Annotated in this window: 14 protein-coding genes; 13 read left to right on the top strand and 1 reads right to left on the bottom strand. The window is 46.5% G+C overall.

The genetic code is table 11. The annotated features are described in order from the left end of the window. The first annotated feature begins 542 nt into the window (after positions 1-542). The 11 genes from IEX98_RS14105 (at position 543) to IEX98_RS14055 (ending at position 8825) form a co-directional block, all read left to right on the top strand. Positions 543-1001: an NUDIX hydrolase gene (locus tag IEX98_RS14105; RefSeq protein WP_188889815.1), complete on the top strand. Its 459-nt coding sequence runs from the start codon at positions 543-545 to the stop codon at positions 999-1001. A 359-nt stretch (positions 1002-1360) separates the two neighbouring features. Next, the gene (locus IEX98_RS14100) at positions 1361-2017 is read left to right on the top strand and encodes an HAD family hydrolase (protein WP_229692174.1); all 657 of its coding nucleotides are present in this window, start codon (positions 1361-1363) and stop codon (positions 2015-2017) included. A 63-nt stretch (positions 2018-2080) separates the two neighbouring features. Beyond that, positions 2081-2857, top strand: a complete 777-nt coding sequence (locus IEX98_RS14095) for a ferritin-like domain-containing protein (RefSeq protein WP_188889814.1) — start codon at positions 2081-2083, stop codon at positions 2855-2857. Positions 2858-2944: 87 nt separating this feature from the next. Next, positions 2945-3421, top strand: a complete 477-nt coding sequence (locus IEX98_RS14090) for a RidA family protein (protein ID WP_374705342.1) — start codon at positions 2945-2947, stop codon at positions 3419-3421. Further along, the gene (locus tag IEX98_RS14085) at positions 3418-4263 is read left to right on the top strand and encodes a GNAT family N-acetyltransferase (protein ID WP_188889812.1); all 846 of its coding nucleotides are present in this window, start codon (positions 3418-3420) and stop codon (positions 4261-4263) included. Before IEX98_RS14090 ends, IEX98_RS14085 begins: the two co-directional genes overlap by 4 nt. Positions 4264-4417: 154 nt before the next feature. Then, positions 4418-5128, top strand: coding sequence for a glycoside hydrolase family 25 protein (locus tag IEX98_RS14080; protein WP_188889811.1), 711 nt, complete (start codon positions 4418-4420; stop codon positions 5126-5128). 24 nt (positions 5129-5152) lie between these two features. Continuing rightward, positions 5153-5674, top strand: a complete 522-nt coding sequence (locus tag IEX98_RS14075) for a GNAT family N-acetyltransferase (protein ID WP_188889810.1) — start codon at positions 5153-5155, stop codon at positions 5672-5674. A gap of 55 nt (positions 5675-5729) precedes the next feature. Further along, the gene (locus IEX98_RS14070; protein WP_188889809.1) at positions 5730-6296 is read left to right on the top strand and encodes a GNAT family N-acetyltransferase; all 567 of its coding nucleotides are present in this window, start codon (positions 5730-5732) and stop codon (positions 6294-6296) included. Continuing rightward, a complete protein-coding gene (locus IEX98_RS14065) occupies positions 6297-6461 on the top strand; it encodes a hypothetical protein (protein WP_188889808.1) in 165 nt (54 codons plus the stop codon). Positions 6462-6487: 26 nt separating this feature from the next. Beyond that, positions 6488-6769 (top strand): cold-inducible protein YdjO-related protein, encoded by a 282-nt coding sequence (locus tag IEX98_RS14060; protein WP_308421786.1) that lies wholly within the window; start codon positions 6488-6490, stop codon positions 6767-6769. 46 nt (positions 6770-6815) lie between these two features. Beyond that, a complete protein-coding gene (locus IEX98_RS14055) occupies positions 6816-8825 on the top strand; it encodes an ATP-dependent DNA helicase (protein ID WP_374705347.1) in 2010 nt (669 codons plus the stop codon). Positions 8826-8880: 55 nt separating this feature from the next. On the opposite strand, the gene IEX98_RS14050 is transcribed toward IEX98_RS14055, so the two are convergent. Then, positions 8881-9327 carry a GyrI-like domain-containing protein gene (locus IEX98_RS14050; protein ID WP_188889805.1) on the bottom strand — a complete coding sequence of 149 codons (447 nt, stop codon included), beginning with the start codon at positions 9325-9327 and terminating at the stop codon, positions 8881-8883. Between the two features lie 497 nt (positions 9328-9824). Here IEX98_RS14050 and IEX98_RS14045 point away from each other — a divergent pair, with 497 nt between their 5' ends. Together IEX98_RS14045 and IEX98_RS14040 are read left to right on the top strand one after the other, a co-directional pair. After that, on the top strand, positions 9825-10763 hold the full coding sequence (locus tag IEX98_RS14045; RefSeq protein ID WP_229692173.1) for a site-specific integrase: 939 nt from the start codon (positions 9825-9827) through the stop codon (positions 10761-10763). 180 nt (positions 10764-10943) lie between these two features. After that, on the top strand, positions 10944-12686 hold the full coding sequence (locus IEX98_RS14040) for a WG repeat-containing protein (protein ID WP_188889804.1): 1743 nt from the start codon (positions 10944-10946) through the stop codon (positions 12684-12686). Positions 12687-12783: the final 97 nt, after the last annotated feature.

Below are 12783 nucleotides of genomic sequence, written 5' to 3'. Positions count from 1 at the left end.
ATGAAATAATGAGCTTTTCTTCAAGCACCTGTTATTTGTAGGGTAAAACTCCGGATTACGGGGGCCTAACCGCTTTTACATTTTGATTCATTTTACAGCTAATTTCCCCAAGCGCTATGGCCTCGGACTTCGGTGTGAAAGAAGGGTGAGTGGAGCGTTTTGAGTTCTGGATGACTTTACGCAGATTTTATCCATTGTTCATCGTAAAGGCGATGAGAACATGGAATCAAGTACGGCAGTCAGAACCAAAACGCGCAGCGACCCTGGTTTGCGAAGTTGCTAATGAACCAAATCGCGTAGCGACCCCGGTTTGCAAAGTTGCTCACCCTGTTGTTTTTTATTCCCAACAAATTGGAATGTTGTTAAAATGAAAGCAGTATAGGAAAAATGGAAGATATTGCTGTCGAACTTTCGCTGTACTATATTGCCGTTCCCGTACCATTGCCGCATAAAATGCGAAATTAATGGGCGATAACTTTCTCTTTTTATTCCTATTTTATAATTTACAATAAGTGTATCGGTAACATGGGGGAGGTTGTTCATTGGGTTATATCGAAGAACTTCGGGCGTTAGTTGGCAATCAGCCGCTTATATTGGTTCGACCCAGTGCTGCTGTCGTTAATAAAGAAGGTAAAATTCTGCTTGTTCAACATAATGACCACACTTGGGGCATTCCTGGCGGCTTGATGGAATTAGGGGAGTCCACAGAGGAATGTTTGCGGCGCGAGCTGAAGGAAGAATTACAAATTACGCTAAAGCACCTTCGGCTGGTGGGCGTTTATTCGGGGGAAGCGCTGTACACCCGATTGAAGAACGGACATGAATACTACAACGTCGTTATTGCTTATCTTTGCACAGAGTACGAGGGTGAGCTTCGTCCGGACGGCATCGAAATATTGGATGCTGCATTCTATTCGCTGAATCAGCTGCCAGAACAGCTTAACCCATTTATCCGGGAGAAGCTTCAGCAGTTAGGTCCAGCTTTATTAAAACAAAAGTGAACCGGATAGGAGAATTGGGATGGGTAATGAATCGCTATGGCGATTTGTCGTAATATCCAAGTATCGAATGTCCAGCAACTACTTGCCTAAGCTTCAAATGAGCATAGCTTCACTTCATCGTGAACAATTATGGAGTAAAGAGTCTGAACATTCAAACAGCATACCATAGTAATTCAATAATATAAGAATTAAGGCTATTAACTATTGTGAAAGTTCTGTTTCAATATGCGAATGACGGGGTCGCAATTGACTTTACCCGCTTAAAACGGACGGCTAGTCGTTGGGAATAATCGGAGCTGGCATATTGTTTAATCTATTTAATATTTAATCTAGTTAAATATAATCAGGGGGGGATATACATGATAAAAGCGGTCATTTTCGATTTGGACAATACGTTGCTGGACCGGACGATTACGTTCGGAAGCTTTGTGGATTCATTTGTTCGAACTTACTTTAGCCATCAGGTAGATACGCAGTTTATCAGCAACCGGATTATCGAACTGGACGAAGACGGCTATAAAAACAAAAACGAGCTATTTGCCGAGCTGCTGGAGGAGCTGCCCTGGTCGACGAAGCCGACAAAAGCAGAGCTATTGTCTTTCTACAGTGAAGAATACGTCAAATGCGCAGTACTGATGGAGCAGGCCTTGGAGGTGCTTCAGCATGCACGCTCCAAATACTTAACGGGGTTAATTACGAATGGGCGAACGATGATTCAATACGGCAAAATCGATCAGGTAGCAATACGCGATGCATTTGATCTCATTCTCGTATCTGAAGAAGCCGGGTGTAAAAAACCGGACCCGACGATTTTTCAAATGGCGTTGGAGCGATTGCAGGTACAGGCAGATGAATGTCTGTTTATTGGTGATCATCCGGTCAATGATGTGGAAGGGGCAGCAAGGTCCGGCATGCACACCGTATGGTTGAAGGTCAATCAGCCATGGCGGGAAGACGTACAGGCGAAGCCGCTGCATCAGATAGACAAGCTCAGTGAATTGCTGGAATTGATCTGACGAGATATGAAGCTGTGGAATAAATACCCCGGTTATAAACATTGCTTTAAGGAGAATGCGACAATGGAAGTTCAATTTGCGAAATGGCGGGCGTATTTTCTGTACAATCAGGATCATTTGCAGCGGATCGACTGGGGAGATGAATATCGTCTTACCGCCAGTGAGCGAAAAGCGATCACGAGATCGATTCAACAATTTCAGCTGGGCGAAAACTCGGAAGGCAAGCATCTGATCAGCAATGCGAAGGCGTACATCGATAAAACGAAGGACGATGCTTATTTTGGCGCAATCGTTGAATTTATTCGGGAAGAGCAGCGCCATGCGAGAGATTTGGCTAAATTTATGCGGCTGCAGCAAATTCCGATTATCCGCGAGCATTGGGTGGATGGCGTCTTTCGCAAGCTGCGGAAGTTCGCCGGGCTGGAGCAATCCATTATCGTACTCATTACTGCGGAAATTATCGCGAAAATTTACTATAAGGCGCTGCGTGACAGCACGAGCTCAACCATGCTCATTCAGCTTTGTGATCAAATATTGCTGGACGAAGATAAGCATGTCCAGTTCCAATCGGAGACGTTACATAAGCTTTCCTCCAAACGGAATCCCTTCATCAACGCTTGTTATCGAGGGATGCACCGGTTTCTGCTGGAAGGGACACTAGCCGTCGTTTGGAGACAGCATCGATCGGTATTTAAAGCCGGCGGCTACCGGCTGGGAAGCTTTTACCGGGAATGCAGAAAAGAATTCACATTATCCAATGCCATCATTGCCGGCGAGGGGAGCTCATTCGATTATGAACCGGTTTCTGCAGGCCCGTCAGAAAGAAATGGCTTATCATGAGCAGTTTTATGCAGAATCCAAATTATTTGAACCGGGGAACTGGGCAGTGCGGAAAATCGTCTAAAACAGAAAAGGGGGAGAATGGCGATGTCAATCGAGGATAGATTGCAGCAATTAAATATCGAATTGCCTAGCGCAAGCGATCCGGCAGCTAAATACGCTAATTACGTCTATTTAAACGGATTGTTATTCGTTTCGGGCAAGGGTCCTTCCGGGAACCCAAGAGGAAAGCTGGGGCTGGACTATATGACGGAGCAGGGCTATGAATTTGCTAGACTTGCGGGAATCGAGGTGCTGGCTGTACTCAAATCCGCACTAGGATCATTGGATAAGGTCAAGCGGGCAGTAAAGATCCAAGGCTTTGTGAATGCAACGGCAGATTTTGAGGAGCACCACAAAGTACTGAATGGTTATTCCGATTTGCTGCTCGAGGTTTTCGGGGAAAAAGGCATTCACGCAAGGTCAGTGCTTGGCGCTGTATCTGTAAGAGACAATTTGCCAATCATTGTCGATTCCATCTTTGAAGTGGAAATGGACATCGATGCAGACGGAGTGAAAGTATGAGCATGCTGCTGCCAGCCCAGGAGCTGACGTCTGAGATGGAAAAGGCTGAGATCCATTATATGAGGGACCGCATGCTGGCGATCCAAGGGAGAGACGGCAATCCCGAGGGTATTGAGATCGCAGAGTTTGGCGGCGCCGTCTGCTTCTACAGCCGGACGATGCCATGGCCCAGCTTCAATACTGTCAAGGGTTTCCGTTCCGCCGATACTGCCTATATTGCTGATATTGTAGCTTTCTTCAAGTCGCGGGATCGCCAGCCGCATATTGAAGTGCTTCCCTCCTTGGTCGATGGATCCGCGCTGGGAGCGTTGTCTGGGCAAGGTCTTAATACTTCTTCATTTCACACCACAATGTATATGGGGTTAAATGAGTATCTGTTCGCCGACAACGAAGCAGAAGGTAATAGCAGCGATACGGACAATCTCAAAATCGTGTTGGAAGAGCTTCAGGAAGATGAATTTGATACATATGCGACTATCCATTGCCGGGCAACAGGTTTGCCGGATGCCGGTATCCCTCCTGTAGCGAGCAACAATAAAGTGCTTTATAACCGTCCAGGCTGGGTGTTTTTGCTGGCACGCGTGAATGGTACTCCCGCCGCGACAGCTGTTATGCATATGAAGGACGGAATCGCTTCTTTGACGTTTGCCGCAACGTTGCCTGAATATCGAAATCTAGGCTTACAACAGCAGCTAATAGCCAAACGCTTCGAAATTGCGAGAGCGAATGATTGCAGACTGGTCGTCAGCCAATGCGCGTATTTATCCCAAAGCCATCGGAATATGGAACGTAGCGGAATGAGAATCGGCTATATCCGCTCGGCTTGGACGAAACAAAAATAATTATAAAGCCTGTCTTTACTGCCGAACAAATGTGCGCTATTATGGATAAATATACCACTAATGGAGGCGGGGAAGATGGGCAGAGTCGATCCCGTTGGAAATGGCATTGGTCTGATTCAATAGAAATAATCGACTCGATCGATAAGGAGAGGCCATGAAGCATAGAAAACGAATAGTAACGGCCGCAATAATCTTCGCTGTGATGATTATTGCGGTTTTTTTGGAGTTTAAGGGCTATATTTGGCATAACAGCCTATTCGCATCGCGCTATGAGGTGAAGGGGATCGATGTTGCTAGATACCAGGGCGATATTGATTGGCCTAAGCTGCAGGGCACAGGCAGATTCCAGTTCGTGTATATCAAGGCTACGGAAGGCCAGGATTGGACCGATCCTTATTTTACGGATAACTGGACGGAAGCGAAAGCTAACGGTTTTTTGATTGGTGCTTATCATTTTTTTACGACGCAAAGCACGGGTGAGCAGCAGGCGGATCATTTTATCGCAACAGTGCCCAATGATGCCAAAATGCTTCCTCCGGTCATTGATATTGAAATTGCGCTGGATAAGGATGTTTCTCAAATCCGGCAGGAGCTGACAGATTTAAGCAGCAAGCTGGAACGTCATTACGGTAAGCGTCCGATGCTGTATGTTACTTATGCTACGTACAAGACGTACATTGCTGAAAGCTTCGAAGACTATCGGATTTGGATCAGAGATATTGTCAAGCATCCGAATTTAAAGAAGGACCGGCAATGGGAGTTTTGGCAATATAGCAATCGCGGCCGGGCAGACGGAATTGATGCTTATGTCGATCTAAATGTTTATAATGGAAATCAGGAGCAATTCGATACGTCCTATCGTTAATAAATCAAAACAGAAGGTGAATTCATGTTATTGAATGCTAATCCCATCGAGGTTCGGCCTGCCGTTCTCTCTGATGACGAGACTATTCTATCACTGTGGCAAACCGCAGCCAGATGGCTGCAAGCGAAAGGAATCGAGCAATGGAAGCCGGAGTACTTCAACATCGGGCAAATCAAAGAATGGATGGATAGCGGCGCGGAAATCTTTATCGCCAGCATTGACGGAGAAGCGGTTGGAACTTTGCTCATCTGCTGGACCGACCCTAGTGTATGGGAAGAGCTGAACAGCGAGGACGCTGGATATATTCACCGGTTTGCGGTTAGCCGGACGCATACAAAGGCCGGAATCGGCCGTTATTTGCTGGATTGGGCTGAGCGGGAAATTGCAGCGCGTGGTAAAAGAATGGCCCGTCTGGATTGTATGGCCGATAACACGGCATTAAATAGCTATTACCAAAGCAACGGATATGTTCAAGTTGGCACGAGGCATTGGTCCAACGGTTGGCGAGCGAATCTGTACGAGAAACAATTAACGAATGGCTATTGAAGCGGAAGCTAAGGATTTCATTTTCATTTATAATTACATAAAGTGAGGTGCCAGCTTGAGTCATTTTCCTACACTCGAAACCGATCGGCTGCTGCTGCGTCAATTGACGCTGGATGATGCCGATGCTTTATACCGTTATTTTTCGCTGGATGAAGTTACCCGGTTTTATGATCTGGAGAGCTTCACAGAACGGAATCAAGCTGTTGAATTAATTGAAACCTGGAACAGCAGCTATGAGCTGGGGCTTGGCATTCGCTGGGGAATTTCGTTGAAAGGGAATTCAGAGACGATTGGCACGATAGGCTATCATTGCTGGGAGAAAGAGCATTTCAAATCTGAAATCGGATATGAGCTGTCACCGTCACATTGGCGGAAAGGGTATATGTCGGAAGCGATTGCTGCAATTTTGCCATACGGCTTTGAGATCATGGGACTGAACCGGATCGAAGCGATGATTGATCCTGCTAATGATGACTCCAGACGATTGCTGGAGAAGGCTGGTCTGACTGAAGAGGGATTGCTCAGAGATTATTATTTGGAAAAAGGCAAATTTGTCGATGCTGTTGTATTCTCGTTGTTAAAAAGGGAATACAGGATGAAGTATGGAGAAGGAGCGGTGTAAATGGGGATCGTTATTGCCTCCCTTCTGGTCATTATTATCGTCATTCTATTGAATATGAATAGCAAACTGCCAAAAGCGGATAGACCCGATCCTGTCAAGGAAGCGATGGAACGAGACCGGTTAAGACGGTTGCAGGAAGAAGAAGCGGCTGGGCAACAAGATTGATAGATAAGACCTTTGACTTAGTCCGTATGAAAATGATATATTTATCGGGATTGTTTTTTATGCGGTTAATGAAAGGGATGCGACAACATTTGGCTACAAGCGAAGACATAACGAAACCGAAATTATTGCCAACGAAAATTTTGAAATGCAAAAACCCGGAGTGCAAAGCATGGGTACGCGATGAGTTTGCCTCATCGGAGCAAAGCTGTCCAATATGCAAAGGGCCGATGGCAAGAAGCATGAAGCATTTGCCCGCTGTACAGAACAAACCGAAAAGACAGCCGCGCAAACCAAAATCGGATTTTTAACATTTTAAAGTAAATAGGGGATCTGGTGAAACGGCTGCATGCTTGCATGTGGTCGTTTGCAACTAATGGGGGATACAGAATCGTGAATCAATATCCGTTTTCGTTCGACCCAAAGGAGCCTTTCATTCAGCAAGCAAGCGATTGGATCGCTGATGTGTTTTATGAGAAGCTGCCTGAAGCGGGCTTTGAAGTGAGGGACGAGCAGATTTTCATGGCTTTCCAGTTGGAGCGCGCTTATGCGGAAAAGCAGACGATTTTTGCCGAAGCCGGTGTCGGTACAGGCAAAACGCTCGCTTATTTGCTTTATGCCATCACCTACGCCCGGTATACAAGAAAACCTGCTGTTATCGCATGTGCGGATGAATCGCTGATTGAGCAGCTTGTGAAGCCGGAAGGCGATATTGCGAAGCTGGCTCGGCATTTGGATTTAGTCGTTGACGCCCGGCTGGGCAAGTCGGCCGATCAATATTTATGCTTGAACAAGCTTGATGATGCGAGAGGCGCGTTCGAAGACGAAATCTATGACGATATCTTCCGAGAATTGCCAAGCTTCGTTCATAAGCCGGAAACGATGCAGGTTTTCCATCCTTACGGAAACCGGACGGATTATCCGGAGCTGAACGACGAGCAATGGGGAAAAATCGGCTGGGACGTCTTCCAGGATTGTCTCGTCTGCGACCGCCGTCACCGCTGCGGACAAACGTTATCACGCGACCATTACCGGAAATCAGCAGATATTATTATCTGCTCGCATGATTTCTACATGGAGCATGTATGGACTTATGAAGCGCGGAAACGTGAAGGGCAGCTGCCGCTTCTTCCTGAGCACAGCTCCGTCGTATTCGACGAGGGGCATTTGCTGGAGACGGCGGCGCAGCAGGCGCTTACGTATAAGCTGAACCACGGCGTATTTGAATCCATTATTACACGTCTGCTGCAGGACGAAATTCGTGAATCGCTGGCAGTTGCGATCGAAGAAGCAATTTCGCAAAGTGAGCATTTATTCCGGATGCTTGGTAAACATAGCGTGAGCGTGCAAGCTTCGAATCGCAAGGAGATTCAGTGGAACGAATCGCTGACGCGGGAAGTGAACCGGCTTCAATCCATCATCGATTCGATTGAAGAGGAGCTTGTCTTTGAAAGCGGCTTGTTCACGATCGACGAGTATCAGCTCAAAATCGTCGAGGAGCATTTGGAAATGATTCAGTTCGCTCTCAACCTATACAAAAGGGATGAGAAGCCGATAAGCTGGGTTTCGGAGGACAAAGAGGGCATCTCTCTGGTCATCATGCCGAAGTGGGTGAAGGAAGTATTGAAGGAGCAGGTGTTTTCCCGTAAAATGCCGATCGTCTTTTCCTCCGCAACGCTTTCCGTCGATGGTTCTTTCGATTATATGAAAGCAAGCCTCGGCATTCAGGAGGCGCTGCAGTTCACCGTTCCTTCTCCTTATGATTACGAGAATCGGATGCAAATGTTTGCACCGGGGCAGGGTGAAGCCTTAGCTGATAGCGAAAAGCTTAGCCATACTTGCAAGCTGTTGGAGCAATCGGGAGGAAGAACGCTGCTTCTGTTCCCTTCGATGGAGGAATTGGGACAATTCCGTACAGCGATGGCCGGACAACCAGTAGGCGAGAAGTATCGCTTCCTGTATGAAGGCTCGGCGGAGATCAGCCACTTGATCGCCCAGTTCCAGCAGGAGGAAGAAAGTGTGCTTTGCGCGGTAACGTTATGGGAAGGACTAGATATTCCTGGACCATCTCTGTCGCAAGTGATTATCTGGTCGCTGCCGTTCCCTCCGAAGGATCCGGTATTCGAGGCACGGCGTGCTGATTCCGATAAGCCTTTCGAGACAGTGGACATGCCCTATATGCTGTTAAGACTGCGGCAAGGCATTGGCCGGCTCATTCGGACTTCGGACGATAGCGGACGGATTGTTATTTTCGGAGATGAGTTGAACGACGACGAAGTCAGGAAACAAGTTGTCCGCGTTTTGCCAAAAGGCGTTGCGCTGCAACCTTTAGCGGATTTGAATATAGAAACGACGAAGCTCGCATAATGCGAGCTTCTTTTTTTAAGGTTATGGGTAGTGTTTATTGATTTTGGACGGTTATTTATTCGACAGGAATGAACAGCTCGACTTTCTCTTCCTCTGCTTCTTCGATATAAAAGGTTTCAATGGAACAGGCACCGTTTAGCTGTTTATGGCCGTTTTTTTGTATCCAGTCAAAGACATGACCGTACCCGTCATGGATTGTTTTGTTGGTGCAAGTTACTTTTGCATAAGTATGACCCGGCAGCTTAAAACTCACCATGCCCTCTGGAATTGCACTGCCTTCAGGCACTTCATAGCAGGCAAAATAAGTAGCCAGATTGTCACACACATAGTACGGACTAAAAACGACGTCAGTATTTATGTCCGTAGTAAATTCTGACTTTCTGCTTCCCAGTTTTTGTTGAACTTTTACAGATTCAGCAGGAAATGAGTGCGGGAAAGAACCAGAGAAGCTGAATCCAGCAAAATGACGGACATCTCTTGTAATGAGTTCACATTCAAACATGACGAAAATCACTTCCTTAAATTTTAATTTTCCACAAACAATATACTAATCTATTTGATTATTTTTGTAAATGATTTCTAAAAATGGATGATCTTCAATGAATGGACCTGATCGTTAAGCAAGAGAGGGTATCATTGATTATAGGAGAGAATAATAGGGGAAAAAGGAATTCGAGAAGAACAGCATCATCTGGATTGTATGAAACGAATCCTGCAAGCGATTGAAGAGTCGTCGGCTGTTGAATCGTATTAGTTTTATAAAAGCAAACCGGTAGTAGGGATGAAGGCAGTCTCGGAACGAAGGGCTGTCTTTTTTGCGTTTACAGGAAATCTATAGAACCGTTTTTTGAGTGGGATATTTAGTCCTGAGAGGGTCTAAAAAATTGCGCGAAATACATATTTCATGCAATTTGTATTCTGAGCTGTTTTTTTGATAGGATAATAGAGAAATACCCATTAAAATAACGTTTTATTTTACATAATTTGGAGGTAAACGCATTGGCGATACGACAGCATGAGCTGACAGACAGCTATGGTATGGAATTGGAGCTATTTCTGATCTGGATGAAAAATAGAGGGATGACCAAAGCGACCCAGCAAGCGTATTGGCAAGATACGCAAAGCTTTTTAAGCTCGGTGCATCCGGCTGCAATCTCACAGCTTGGAAAAATGGATGTGATGCGTTATTTGGCATCCGCCAGGGAGAAGGGGGCCGGAGATGAAGCACGCAATCGCAAGCTCTCCTCGCTTCGGGCATTTTTCAAAGCCTTGATCGAGATGGAGGCGGGTACAGCGAATCCGGCAGCGCTAGTGGCAAAGTCCAAGCAAGAAAAGCACCGGATACCGGTTTATTTGGAGGAGCAGGAGCTGGAGCAGTTGCTGCAAACAATTCAAGGCAAATATTACGCTCGAAATCTAGCTATTGTGCTCTTAATGGCTTACGCAGGGCTCCGGGTGGGGGAGATTCACCGGATGAACATTCCCGATTTGCGGCCTGACGGCGTCATTCATATTCTTGGAAAAGGCCGTAAATGGCGCGTTATTCCGCTCCCAGAGCCGCTTCATCGGGTGCTGCGCAAAGCGCTGGAAGAGCGTATAGCGTCGCGGCAGGGCAAAGAGCAGCCCTTTTTCGTATCGCAATTTGGGCGAAGATTGTCGATACGGATGATACAGACGGTGGCCGATCAGACGATCGCATCGCTAAAGGAAGAGCAGCCTTCCCTTGCAGATAAACGGATATCTAGCCATAAGCTGCGTCATTCCTTCGCCACGATGCAAATTCGCAGTGGAACAGATATTAGAACGCTGCAGGAGCTGCTTGGACATGCCAGCATTGAAACGACACAAATTTATACCCATATCGATAATAAGCAGCTGCAAACAGCTATGGGCAACATTTCCAATAAAATCCCGAGTGGATTACTTGGCGATAGTTAGTTAACATAAATATAGTTATGTTAACTAACAGAAAGATGAGTTACATAATAAAAGTTATGTCAACCAATTCAAAAATAGATAACATAATATTTATTATGTAAACTTAAGTGCAGTCATAATTCCCGATTCCGTGCATACGATTATTTAGTTGCGTCGAAATGACGGAGAGGGGTGCTTGGAATGGCTGTGAATCGCTTTTTCAGTGTCCGGTCACGAGTGTTATACCCGATCGCGGTAAAAACGACTGCCGGCACGAAATGGGGTTATATCAATAACAACGGAACGGTTGCAATCCGGCCGCAGTACGAATATGCGAACCCTTTTCAACTGATTGGTTATGCTGTTGTTGAGCTAAATAGGGGGCAAGGCCTGATTGACAGCTCGGGAGCTTATGTGGCTCAACCGGTCTATGATTATATCGGAAGCTTCTCAGAGGGCCGTGTGCCTGTTATTAAAGGAAATAACTATCGTTTGATGAACGAATCTGGCGAGCTTGTTGGCGAGCAAAGCTTCTCTTATATGGCGGAGCTGCATGATGGACGTGCAGTGGTCAGCGCTCCGCAAGAAGGCGGAGACAGCAAATACGGCTATATCGACAGGCAAGGCGCAGTTGCGATTCCGCTGCAATATGAGGATGCGGGTGATTTCTCCCATGGCCGCGCGCTTGTTAAGGTGAAGGATCATGAATTTGCGCTGATATTGCCAAGCGGAGTGAAGCTTGCCACTTACAACTATGCCTTTGTAGGGCAACCAGGTGACGGCTACTTGCCGTTTCGGCAAACCGAAAACGGGAAAACAGGCTATATAAATGAATTGGGTACAGTCGTTATCCCTCCTCGTTACGCCATGGCCCTTCCATTCGAATCGGGACGCGCGATTATCAACATGTCAGAGGGTGTTGACAATCAATATGGTGTCATCGATCGGCAAGGGAATACGGTGATCAAGCCAATTTATAACGATATTTTGCAGCTGAATAATGAGCGGTTCGCGGTTGGAAAAGCCAGAAATACGGAGCAGCCTTATATCGGCTCCATCTATGCGCTGTTTGATAACGCGGGCAAGCAGTTAACTGACTTTATTTTCACAGAAATTGATCCCTTCAAGCATGGGGTAGCCTCAGCATCCGACGGGAAAACAACTTTCTTTATTGATGGAAGCGGTAAGGCTGCTCCGGATTTTCCTGTTTTTAACGGGAGCGGAAATCTAGTATTAATGGATGATGGAATCATACAGGTCAACATCGATCAGCGTACGCTGTACGCGCTCCGCAACGGGAGGATCGTGTGGCAGCCTGCAACGACGATTCCGCTTCGTACGCCTTATCGGGTTAAGGAAGAAAAATATAAACCGAACCGCGATTATCTCGTCTACTATCCTATAGTGGAGGGGATGGGGGATGTGGCGGCAGAGCACCGCGTCAATAAGAAGCTTCGCGAGCTGTCGCAGGTGAAGCCTATCGATCCGGAGGCTCAGCTTGATTACTCCTATACCGGAGATTTTAACGTCGCTTGGTTTCACAAAAACTTGCTCGTTCTTGAATTGACCGGATACCGCTTTCCGTTTGGAGCCGCCCATGGCATGCCGAGTCAAATCTATTCCCATATTAATGTTACAAATGGACAGTTTTACGAGTTAAAAGACCTGTTTAAGCCAGGCAGCGACTATGTCAAAACCTTAAGCCGTCTCGTTGGGGAGCAAATCAAAAATGATCCGCAATATGATTACGTGTTTCCCGGTTCGTACACGGGAATTAAGCCGGATCAGCCTTTTTATGTGACGGAGCATGCGCTGAAGCTCTATTTCCAGCCCTATGATATTGCGCCTTATGCCGCCGGTTTTCCGACCTTCAGCATTCCCTATTCGCAAATCGAATCGCTGATTAACAAGCAAGGTGATTTTTGGCGTTCTTTCCACGGATAGAGATGGTGCATAGAGCAAGCAGTACAACGACCCTTCCATTATAAAATGGCGGGTCGTTTTGCTTTGGCTTATCGAAGGGGCGGCTGGTATAATAAGG

This window comes from Paenibacillus radicis (ex Gao et al. 2016) (genome assembly GCF_014641555.1).
Classification (GTDB): Bacteria; Bacillota; Bacilli; order Paenibacillales; family Paenibacillaceae; genus Pristimantibacillus; species Pristimantibacillus radicis.
The sequence above is the reverse complement of the archived record's forward strand: the minus strand, read 5'-3'. Positions and strand labels throughout refer to the sequence as shown.

Bases quoted from the DNA above. Each gene is read 5' to 3' on its own strand.
- IEX98_RS14060 (WP_308421786.1), top strand. From the start codon at position 6,488: ATGAAAATGATATATTTATCGGGATTGTTTTTTATGCGGTTAATGAAA.
- IEX98_RS14055 (WP_374705347.1), top strand. From the start codon at position 6,816: ATGTGGTCGTTTGCAACTAATGGGGGATACAGAATCGTGAATCAATAT.
- IEX98_RS14040 (WP_188889804.1), top strand. From the start codon at position 10,944: ATGGCTGTGAATCGCTTTTTCAGTGTCCGGTCACGAGTGTTATACCCG.
- IEX98_RS14100 (WP_229692174.1), top strand. From the start codon at position 1,361: ATGATAAAAGCGGTCATTTTCGATTTGGACAATACGTTGCTGGACCGG.
- IEX98_RS14095 (WP_188889814.1), top strand. From the start codon at position 2,081: ATGGAAGTTCAATTTGCGAAATGGCGGGCGTATTTTCTGTACAATCAG.
- IEX98_RS14090 (WP_374705342.1), top strand. From the start codon at position 2,945: ATGTCAATCGAGGATAGATTGCAGCAATTAAATATCGAATTGCCTAGC.
- IEX98_RS14085 (WP_188889812.1), top strand. From the start codon at position 3,418: ATGAGCATGCTGCTGCCAGCCCAGGAGCTGACGTCTGAGATGGAAAAG.
- IEX98_RS14065 (WP_188889808.1), top strand. From the start codon at position 6,297: ATGGGGATCGTTATTGCCTCCCTTCTGGTCATTATTATCGTCATTCTA.
- IEX98_RS14050 (WP_188889805.1), bottom strand. From the start codon at position 9,327: ATGTTTGAATGTGAACTCATTACAAGAGATGTCCGTCATTTTGCTGGA.
- IEX98_RS14075 (WP_188889810.1), top strand. From the start codon at position 5,153: ATGTTATTGAATGCTAATCCCATCGAGGTTCGGCCTGCCGTTCTCTCT.
- IEX98_RS14080 (WP_188889811.1), top strand. From the start codon at position 4,418: ATGAAGCATAGAAAACGAATAGTAACGGCCGCAATAATCTTCGCTGTG.